This is a genomic window from bacterium (assembly GCA_035295165.1).
Taxonomy (GTDB): Bacteria; Sysuimicrobiota; Sysuimicrobiia; order Sysuimicrobiales; family Segetimicrobiaceae; genus JAJPIA01.
In genome coordinates this window covers 69,295-78,024 of the sequence record DATGJN010000115.1, presented here as the reverse complement: position 1 = coordinate 78,024, position 8,730 = coordinate 69,295, and the positions used below count along the sequence as shown (strand labels likewise).

The following is an 8,730-nucleotide window of genomic DNA, read 5'->3' as shown; positions in this document are numbered from 1 at the left end:
ACGATCGTCCAGCCACCAGCCGACGCGCCAGCCGCGTGAAAGATCTGGCCTTTCGGGAGGCCGGTCCGCGAGGGATGCACCGCAGCGAGTGCCGCCTCATACTGTTCCTTCGTGCCGCCTGGAAAGTAGTGTACAATCCCGTATGCCAATCTCGCACCTCCATCGGGATGCCGTTGCATCCTGTCCTTCCAGTGTGATCCCCATGAGTCCTCCCGACTCATTTCCAGGCCAGTGCCGCCCGCCGTGCTCGTTCTGTCCGTTGTGTGGCGGTGAGCTTGTCCGATCCACGTCTGCCGCCGCTCCGGCGGCAACGAATGAACCGGGTTCTGCCGAGGAAGGAATGCAGGCCCCAAATTGGAAGTCTCGGGTCATGAAACCAGCCGCGCGGGTGGCACTGATCTTCGTGCCCTCCGCAGCCTATTTTGCCTTGGCGGTGATCGGCTGGGGCGGGATCACCCCCTTCTTTTCCCACCCGGCGCTGACCGCGCTCGTGATCGCGGGGTTTGCGCTAGCGGGTGTGGCGTTCTTTGCTGACGGAAATTTGAGCAGCGGCGAGCGCGAGGATCGCTCCAATCGATGGGTGATCTCCGCTCTAGGCCTGATCGGGCTGCTGAGCGGCTACGTACCGGCGTGGACGGACCGCACGGAGTTCTGGACGTTGGACGGCGACACCATTCGGTGGCTGGGCGTCATTCTATTCGTCGCCGGCAGTGCGTTACGGCTCTGGCCGGCCTTCGTGCTCGGCCGGCGATTCAGCGGATTCGTCGCCATCCAACCCGGGCACACTCTGGTCACGACCGGGATCTACGGTGTCATCCGTCACCCTAGCTATCTCAGCCTGCTGGTTAGCACGTTGGGATGGGCCTTGGCCTTTCGCTCGGGGGTCGGCGTACTCCTGACGGCACTCACTCTCGCGCCGGTTGTCGCGCGGATTCACTCAGAGGAGAAACTACTGGGCACGCAGTTTGGCGACGAGTACGAGGCATACCGCTCCAAGACGTCACGGCTGATTCCGGGGCTCTACTAGGTCGAATCGACGAGCCGCTTGGTGCCGAGCCGACAAATGAACCGTTTCTGTAAATGAAGTGCAGTGCAGGAGCGTCCGCACGACTCTTAATCCCAACTGATCCCAACGGTGCAGGTTCGAGCCCTGCACGGCCCATGAAGTAAACCCCAATCACAGCAAGGGTTAGTCCCTCCAATATTGCACAGCGTCGCCTTGGCGACCGCTGCTGTGACGACGGGTCATGTCCGATTGGCGCTTGACTTGAACATCTGGGTTCGGATTCGCGCATAACTCCGCCCGCACCGGTCCGCGGGACGCACCTCTCGCCTCATCGCGCCCGTCCGTTGTCTCCGGATGGCCGCAGGGTGCGAACGGGTGAACGCCTTAGCGCGGGCCCGGCCGGTCTCATCGAAGGTGGGTTCGATGGTGACGAACCCCGTCGAACCCCGCCGTGTTGCCGCCACCGACAACCGAACGCGCACACCCCGCTGCGCGCGCAGGGGACAACCGAGCGGCCGCATCGGGGGCGGAGATCGTTTGAGCATTCCGGTGTCGTCGGCTCGGTGGATGACCTGTGGATAGCGATGATGTTCGTCGAACTCGTGTCTTGTCCACATCCGTGACACACGGCGCGTCCAACTCACCGTGGAACTTCGACCGAAAGAATCGATCATAGCACTTGCGACTCCTTCCGTCTTGCGGCATTGTGTTGGTGACCCCATGTCGTTCAAACGGACACACGAGTCCACGAGTCGTGTTTCGATTGTGTGCCTCTTTGCCTAGATCATCGGAGAGGGAGAGTGCTGTGACGCCGCCAAGCGACCGGCGTGAAACCGCAACTGCACTCAGATTCCTGGCGACACTGGTACGAGGGCTCACCGCGGTTCTGGATATCCGTCAACTCGTCGACCGGACGCTCAAGGCGCTGCGCGACATCGGTTTTCATTCTTCCACGATCGCGCTCATCGGAGAACGGCGTCCCGACATCTTAACCATCGTGGGCGGCGCAGGGCTAGGCAGCGCGTTTCGCGGACAGAACATTCCCCGTCCGCGAGGATTCAGCTGGAAGACCGTCATGGCGAAGAGTCCGGTGTACGTCGCCGACACCCATCGGAACGGGGCACGGTGCAGAGCCTGCGAGCACATCCGGTCGGCGATCCACGTCCCGTTGATCGCCGACGGAGAAGCGATCGGGTCGATGGCCGCTCATGCCGACACCGTCAATGCGTTCTCGCCGAACGATCTCGCCCTGCTGAGCGTCGTCGCGCAGTATGTGGCGAACGTGCTCGCGATCGCGCGACTGCAGCACCGGCTCCGAAGCCTGGCGGAAACCGATCCGCTCACCGAGTTGGCGAACCGCCGCCACTTTCTCGCGGAACTGGACCGGGAACTCGCCCGCGCCCGCAGAACCGCGGCACCCCTCACGGTCGCGCTGCTGGACCTAGACGGGTTCAAATCGCTGAACGACACTCACGGCCATCTGGCGGGGGACGTGGCGTTGATACAGGTGGGACAAACCCTGCGGGGTCAACTGCGGTCGTCCGATGTGCTGGCGCGGTTCGGCGGCGACGAGTTCGCGTTGTTGCTCCCGGCGACCGGACCCGAGGCGCCCTCGGTGCTCCAGCGCCTCGAGCCGATCGCCATCACGGTCGAACCGGACGGCCTGCCCCGTTACCTCACCGTCTCGTGGGGTGCAGCATCGAGCCCACCGGATGGGCGCGACCCAGAGACCCTCCTGCGGGCGGCGGACCTCAGGCTGTACGGGATGAAGCGAGCGCGCAAACGGCTCCCTCTCGGCTCCGACAAGCCCTAGATCGACGCCTCGTTCGCTCGGCTGCACTGGCCTCGCTGGCTCCCAAGGCACGTTCAAATTCGCAGGTTCGATCTATGCGCACGAATGATGCCCCGGAGACTACCGACGGCGTAGCGTTGGAACAAGCGGTGCAACGTGCGGGGGGACAGACCATGTCAGCCGTTTACGGCATTGCCGAGTGGCGTGCGGCGGACGGAAGGTATCTCGTCCAGAGCGACGGCACGATCCGCAGGTGGGAACACGGCGCGTGGCAGGTGGCGGGGCGGGTCCCGGTGGGACTGAGCGCAGGACAGTACGCGAAATCCATGAGCCGGATGCCGGGGGTGCACTTGCGCTGGCGCGTGCGCCGGCTGACGATTCAGGCTTACGACAGCGGCTGCTAGGCGAGCATTCTCGTCGTCGGGGTACGGTGCGGATCCCGGCGGGCGGCTGTGGTGTTTCCCCTTCCCGCGCAACCAGACTCGCCCCAACACCAGTTCGTTTGTGCGTCAGCGACACGGGGTAACGTTACAAAGGTAGCTCGGCGGAACCACATACCCCGCCGCTCACACAAGGAGGGCTGCTAGACAATGTCACTCCACCCGCGGTTCGCGTCACCGAGTGCCATCGCGGCCATGTGTTTCTCGCTTGGCGCACTCCTGTTCGGCGCCGCGCCGACGTTGGCGGCGTCCGGGCCCGCGACCACGCCCGCGGCGCCATCGGTCCCGCACCACGCGTACTATCAGAACTGGTACTGGTGGCACGAAACCTGGACGTCACGCTGCGCGTCTCGGCCTGACAGCCAAGGACGCTGGGGGCAGGAGCGGCAGTGGGACAGCTGGTGTGCCAGCTTCGTGCGGTTTCGAGCGATGACCCCCGACGCGCAATGGCGGCAGGTGCACTCGTGGGACTTCGGGCGGGCTCCCGACCAGCCGTCCGCGAGCGACCACTGATCGCCCGCCGCCGCACGGAACATCCAGCGCGCGGCCCATCCGAGAGCCCGGCCTCACGGCCGGGCTCTCGGCGTTCCCGGACGCAGCCCGGTCCCGTGAGCGCCGGGTGCGGTTTTTGGTACACTCAATAAGAGCTGCACACGCCCGCCGCCCGCCGTGAACGCGGGCCAACACACGGGAGGGCCTCCGCACAATGGCACCGACGCGCGAACAGATGACCATGGGCGAAGGCATGGATGCGCTCGTCAACGTCGAGGTCAGCGGACGCGGCGTTGTCGCCGCCATGCACGCGGCCGCGCGGCGGGCACAGGACGGCCCCCTATGCCTCACCGCGGCGGCCCGGCTGTTGGCGGAGGTGCACCGCCGGGACATCGTCATGCTCGCAACGGGGCTCCCGATCCCACCCTGGTTCCGGGGCGAACAGGACGGACCGGTGGGGACGGCGACGCTCGCACGGGCGTTGGTACTAGCCACCGGGGCCTGCCCGGTGGTCGTCACCGACCCCGCCAACGTCGATCTGTGCGCCGCCGCCATCGGCGGTGCCGGTCTCCACGTGGGGACGGTCGAAGACGCCCGCAGGCTGCCGACCACGGCCGCGGTCCTTGGATTTCCCCTGGACTGGGACGAGGCGGAGGCGCGCGCGGTGGAGCTCATGGACGCGCTTCGCCCGACGGCGCTCGTCGCCGTGGAGCGCCCGGGGGCGAACGAACACGGGCACTACCACTCCGCGAGCGGCAAGCGCCTGACCGATCACTGCGCGAAGATCGACCCTTTGTTTCGTGTGGCGCGGGAACGAGAGGTCGTGACGGTTGGGATCGGCGACGGCGGCAACGAGTTGGGCGGCGCGAAAATCCGGGAGACGGTTCTGCGCGTCGTCCCGCACGCCGACCGCTGCGCCTGCGCGTGCGAGGGCACCATTGTCCCCGTGGTGGACACGGACGTCCTCGTCACCGCCGCGATCTCCAACTGGGGCGCCTACGGAATCGAGGCTGCGCTCGCCATGCTCGCGGGCCGGCGCGAGCTCATGCACAGTCGCGAGCTGGACGCCCGCGTGTACGATCGATGTGTGCGGGCCGGCGCAAACGACGCCGACTCGGGGCTGCTTGATCCGGGCGCCGACGGCATCCCCGGACCGCTGCACGGCCATATCGTGGATCTGCTCGGCTGCATGGTGCAAAACGGCCTGGACTTCGGGAAGATGTATCGGGACCCGCGTTACCCCTGGCTGTAGGACACCGGCCTCCCCGCCCCGTCCCACACGAGTGCGTCGAACCGCTGCGCGGCCTCGAGTGCCGCGAGATCGTCGGGCGTGTCGAGATCGAAGGCGATCCCGGGACGGAACACCTCGACCACATCGAGCCCGCGCGCCCCCGCCTCGCGGTGATGCGCGGCGCGGCTCGCCGGACCGAACGCCGGCGCAAACGCGTGCCCGGCAGGCACCACGAGTGCGCTGGTGCCCATCCCGTCTTTCGACGGCGCCAACACCACACGCCCGGGACGCGATGCCGCGAGCAGCGACGCCACGTCCGCCGCGCGGAGCCAGGGAAGATCGGCGACCACGATCAGCAGGTCTCGGCCCTGGCACGCGGGCGAGCCCATCGTGCCGCGGAGCGCGGTGTTCAGGTCCGAGCCCCAATCGGGCGCCACAGTCCACCCCCCCACCTCGCCCCACCCCCGGACCGCGCGATCGGGACTCACGATCGTCAGGCCCTCCACGGCCGGCACCGCGCGGACCGCGACACACACGTGGCGCAGCAACGCAAGCGACAGCGCCGCGCGCGCGCGAGGAGACAGCGCCGGCGCCAGTCGGGTCTTGGCCGCGCGGAGCCGTGCCTGTGGAATGATCGCGGAGACGGTCACGCGTGCGGCGCCGGGACGGCCGCCCCGTTGGCGGAAGCGATCTGCAGCACGTCGCGCGCAAGCCGGCGGCGCGCGTCCTCGTCGCCCATCACGGTATCGACGCACGCCACTGCAAGCGGCCGGTCCGGGCGGCCCGCGGCCGCAACCGTCGCCAAGGCGTTGCGATCCTGCGCGTCGAGCACGAACACGTCCAAGAACTCCCGGTACAATCCGGCGACCGCGGCGGGCTCCGCTGGCATGCCGAGCCCGCGGAGCATCTCCACGGTGGGCCCCTTGATCGCCCGACCGCCCACCAGCGGGCTCACGGCGAGCCGCACCGCCGGAGTCTGCACGAGCGCGTCGCGCAGGCGCGGGACCGCGAGGATCGGCCCGACGCTCACGAGAGGATTGCTCGGAGCGATGACGACCAGCGCCGCGCGCCGGATCGCGTCGGCGACCTCCGGCGTCATCCGCGCCGCATCCGCGCCCGTGAACTCGATGCCGAGCACCGGATCGGACGCGCGCCGCGCCACGAAGTACTCCTGAAATGAGAGTCGCCCCGCGGGGACGCGCACGACCGTTTCGACCCGCTCGTCGCACATCGGCAGCACGCGCGGTGCGACGCCAAGCGCGTTCGCAAGCGCCTGCACGACATCCGTGAGCCGCCGTCCCTCGCGCAGCCACTGCGTCCGAGCGAGATGGGTTGCAAGATCCCGGTCGCCGATCCGGAACCACGTCGGCAACCCGTAGCGGCCGAGCATTTCCAGCGCGTGCCACGTATCCCCGGCGATGCCCCACCCCTGCTCCCGGCTCGCCAGCCCCGATAGCGTGTAGAGCACCGTGTCCACGTCCGGTGACACATGCAGCCCCCAGCACGTACAGTCGTCGGCGGTGTTCACGACGACCGCCAGCTGCGACGGATCCGGGAGCACGGCCGCCAACCCGGCAACCAGTTTCACGCCGCCGACCCCTCCGCACAGAACGGTGATCACGTCGCCGGGGCTCCTACACGTACGTGACGATCGCCTCGAGCGGCTTCCGCGGCGGCACCGGCGGGGTGTGCGCGGGACGCCCGATCGTGAGCAGCGCCTGCGGGGTGAAGGCCGCGGCGAGACCGAGCGCCCGGCGGACGACCGCGGGGCAGAACAGCGGCGCGCAGCACCAGCAGCCGCCGAGCCCGTGGGCAGCGGCCGCGAGCAGCAGGTTCTGCGTCGCCGCAGCCGCGCTCTGCGAGGCCATCGTCGCCTCGGCCGCGCGGCGCGCCCGGTCGGGGTACTCGTCCATTTCCTCCATCGTATAGCCGACGAGAATGAGCAGCGGCGCCTCGCCGAACCGACGCTCTGAGAACCGCAACTGCACCCGAATCGCGGCTTCGCTGGTGCCCACCCGCTCAAGGTCGCGCCGCCACCGGCGCGCCATGCGCGATGTGAGGCGCCGTCGCACTTGGGGCGAATTGATGATCACAAAACGCGTGGGCTGCGCGTTGTGGGCCGAGGGCGCCATCCGAGCCGCCTCGAGCAGGGCGCGCACAACGTCGTCGGGCACTGGGTCCGGCGTGTAGAACCGGACCGTTCGCCGCGCGGCGAGCACACTGAGATCTCCAGGCATTGGAGCCTCCACGTGGGGAAGTACGAAGCGTGGGAACGCGTTGAGGAGAGTTCGCGCCCGCGCAAACGCTCCCTGCCCTCCCCTCGTGCCGCCGCGGCGGCAACGGCACGGCCCCGGCGACTCCGCCGGGGCCGGCGACCGTCAGTTGCGCAACGGCGTCAGTTCGCTTTCACGTACCCGTGATCGAGCCCGTAGGTGGCGAGCGCCCGGCGCATCGCGCGCCGGCCGCGGAACAGCCGGCTCATCACCGTGCCCCTTGGAATCCCCAAGATGTCCGCGATCTCCTGGTACGAGAAGCCTTCGAGGTCCGCCAGAATCAAGCACGAGCGGAAGACCTCCGGCAACGCCATGAGCGCCTGCCGGATCTCGGCGTCCATCACCCCGGACAAGACGACCGACTCGGGCGTTTCGTGCACCACGAACGCCGGATCCTGTCCTTCCATCTCGTCCACGGTTTGGACCGTCCGCGTAGACGCCCGATAGCGGTCGATGTGCGCGTTGTGCAGAATGCGGAACAACCAGGCCTTCGGGTTCGTCCCGGGTCGATACGTGTGGAGGGACCGCCACGCGCGGAGGTACGTCTCCTGCACCAGGTCCTCCGCGTCCTGCGGGCGCCCTGTGAGGCGCAGCGCCGTGCGGTACAGCGGATCGAGATGTGACGTTACCATCTCCTCGAACAGCACCGCCTCCGGCGAAGGCGGCAGGCCCGGGATCGTGGCCGCGCCCGCCGCCGGCCGGACCGGCGCCTGTGCGGCCGTCGTGTTCATAACGCGACGGGGACTGTTTTGCACGTTCTTCACCTACTTTCCAGAGACTTGAGCATGTTTTGCGCCGCGGCCTCGATCGGCCCGCCGTGCCCATGGGCCTTGGCCAGGAGCACGGCACCCTCAACCTGGCTCACCAGAGCGACCGCGGCGCCACGGACGTCCAGATCGCTGCGAAACTGCTTCTGCGCCACACCTTCGGCCAGGCACCGCTCGACCGCCTCTTCCCACCGCTTGAAGAACCCGCTCAACCTGGATCGGAACTCGGGATGCTCGCCGCACATCTCGGCCACCAAGTTGCCGAACGGGCACCCGCCCCGATACGCCTCGCCGATGCCGGCGCCTACCGAAGTAAACAACCGCTCAACGCGCTCGCGCGGGGAGAGATTCCGATCTTCCAGGATGCCGTGGATCACCCGGGTTGCGAACTGCTCGGCCTGACGGGCGAGCACTTCCAACCCCAAGTCTTCCTTGCTGCGGAAGTAATAGTAGAAATTGCTGCGGCACACCCCGCTGTGATCGAGGATCGCGTCCAGCGAGGTAGGCTGAAACCCCTGGCGGTGGAACAGGGACGCCGCCGCCTCTAACAGTTTTTCCCTATTACGCTGGTCTCTGGCCATCTCACCAAGCCGAAACTAGGACTGCGTAGTCTTAGGACTGATCTGTTCTAGATCCTACCGCCAGCGGTTGTATCTGTCAATAGTATGTTTACCATTCAGCTCAAGTTCTCAACATCTCGATGCCCAGGGTACCGGAACGATCGCTCGG

At 67.5% G+C, this 8,730-nt stretch carries 10 protein-coding genes; 5 read left to right on the top strand and 5 right to left on the bottom strand.

Features of this window, described 5'->3' with window-relative positions; all coding sequences use genetic code 11:
- Positions 1 to 370 precede the first annotated feature (370 nt).
- The 5 genes from VKZ50_20685 to VKZ50_20665 all read left to right on the top strand — a co-directional run bounded on the left by VKZ50_20685 (position 371) and on the right by VKZ50_20665 (position 4,982).
- On the top strand, positions 371 to 1,027 hold the full coding sequence (locus tag VKZ50_20685) for an isoprenylcysteine carboxylmethyltransferase family protein (protein ID HLJ62145.1): 657 nt from the start codon (positions 371 to 373) through the stop codon (positions 1,025 to 1,027).
- A 784-nt stretch (positions 1,028 to 1,811) separates the two neighbouring features.
- Positions 1,812 to 2,819, top strand: a complete 1,008-nt coding sequence (locus tag VKZ50_20680) for a sensor domain-containing diguanylate cyclase (protein HLJ62144.1) — start codon at positions 1,812 to 1,814, stop codon at positions 2,817 to 2,819.
- 152 nt (positions 2,820 to 2,971) lie between these two features.
- Positions 2,972 to 3,202, top strand: coding sequence for a hypothetical protein (locus VKZ50_20675; protein ID HLJ62143.1), 231 nt, complete (start codon positions 2,972 to 2,974; stop codon positions 3,200 to 3,202).
- A 186-nt stretch (positions 3,203 to 3,388) separates the two neighbouring features.
- Positions 3,389 to 3,751 carry a hypothetical protein gene (locus tag VKZ50_20670; protein HLJ62142.1) on the top strand — a complete coding sequence of 121 codons (363 nt, stop codon included), beginning with the start codon at positions 3,389 to 3,391 and terminating at the stop codon, positions 3,749 to 3,751.
- Positions 3,752 to 3,944: 193 nt separating this feature from the next.
- Positions 3,945 to 4,982: a glutamate cyclase domain-containing protein gene (locus tag VKZ50_20665; GenBank protein HLJ62141.1), complete on the top strand. Its 1,038-nt coding sequence runs from the start codon at positions 3,945 to 3,947 to the stop codon at positions 4,980 to 4,982.
- On the opposite strand, the gene cofC is transcribed toward VKZ50_20665, so the two are convergent.
- The 5 genes from cofC to VKZ50_20640 all read right to left on the bottom strand — a co-directional run bounded on the left by cofC (position 4,967) and on the right by VKZ50_20640 (position 8,582).
- The gene (gene cofC / locus VKZ50_20660; GenBank protein ID HLJ62140.1) at positions 4,967 to 5,611 is read right to left on the bottom strand and encodes a 2-phospho-L-lactate guanylyltransferase; all 645 of its coding nucleotides are present in this window, start codon (positions 5,609 to 5,611) and stop codon (positions 4,967 to 4,969) included. The genes VKZ50_20665 and cofC overlap by 16 nt on opposite strands.
- Positions 5,608 to 6,582, bottom strand: coding sequence for a 2-phospho-L-lactate transferase (cofD, locus tag VKZ50_20655; protein ID HLJ62139.1), 975 nt, complete (start codon positions 6,580 to 6,582; stop codon positions 5,608 to 5,610). The genes cofC and cofD overlap by 4 nt, the downstream gene beginning before the upstream one ends.
- Positions 6,583 to 6,595: 13 nt before the next feature.
- Positions 6,596 to 7,198: a nitroreductase family protein gene (locus VKZ50_20650; protein ID HLJ62138.1), complete on the bottom strand. Its 603-nt coding sequence runs from the start codon at positions 7,196 to 7,198 to the stop codon at positions 6,596 to 6,598.
- 158 nt (positions 7,199 to 7,356) lie between these two features.
- Complete coding sequence (locus tag VKZ50_20645) at positions 7,357 to 7,998, bottom strand: sigma-70 family RNA polymerase sigma factor (GenBank protein HLJ62137.1); 642 nt, start codon at positions 7,996 to 7,998, stop codon at positions 7,357 to 7,359.
- Entirely contained in the window at positions 7,995 to 8,582 is a 588-nt protein-coding gene (locus VKZ50_20640; GenBank protein HLJ62136.1) for a TetR family transcriptional regulator C-terminal domain-containing protein, read from the bottom strand. The genes VKZ50_20645 and VKZ50_20640 overlap by 4 nt, the downstream gene beginning before the upstream one ends.
- Between the last annotated feature and the right edge of the window lie 148 nt (positions 8,583 to 8,730).

What these genes read in the sequence shown, in the direction of transcription:
- VKZ50_20685 (HLJ62145.1), top strand. Translation starts at nt 371, where the DNA reads ATGAAACCAGCCGCGCGGGTGGCACTGATCTTCGTGCCCTCCGCAGCC.
- VKZ50_20675 (HLJ62143.1), top strand. Translation starts at nt 2,972, where the DNA reads ATGTCAGCCGTTTACGGCATTGCCGAGTGGCGTGCGGCGGACGGAAGG.
- VKZ50_20670 (HLJ62142.1), top strand. Translation starts at nt 3,389, where the DNA reads ATGTCACTCCACCCGCGGTTCGCGTCACCGAGTGCCATCGCGGCCATG.
- VKZ50_20665 (HLJ62141.1), top strand. Translation starts at nt 3,945, where the DNA reads ATGGCACCGACGCGCGAACAGATGACCATGGGCGAAGGCATGGATGCG.
- VKZ50_20650 (HLJ62138.1), bottom strand. Translation starts at nt 7,198, where the DNA reads ATGCCTGGAGATCTCAGTGTGCTCGCCGCGCGGCGAACGGTCCGGTTC.
- VKZ50_20640 (HLJ62136.1), bottom strand. Translation starts at nt 8,582, where the DNA reads ATGGCCAGAGACCAGCGTAATAGGGAAAAACTGTTAGAGGCGGCGGCG.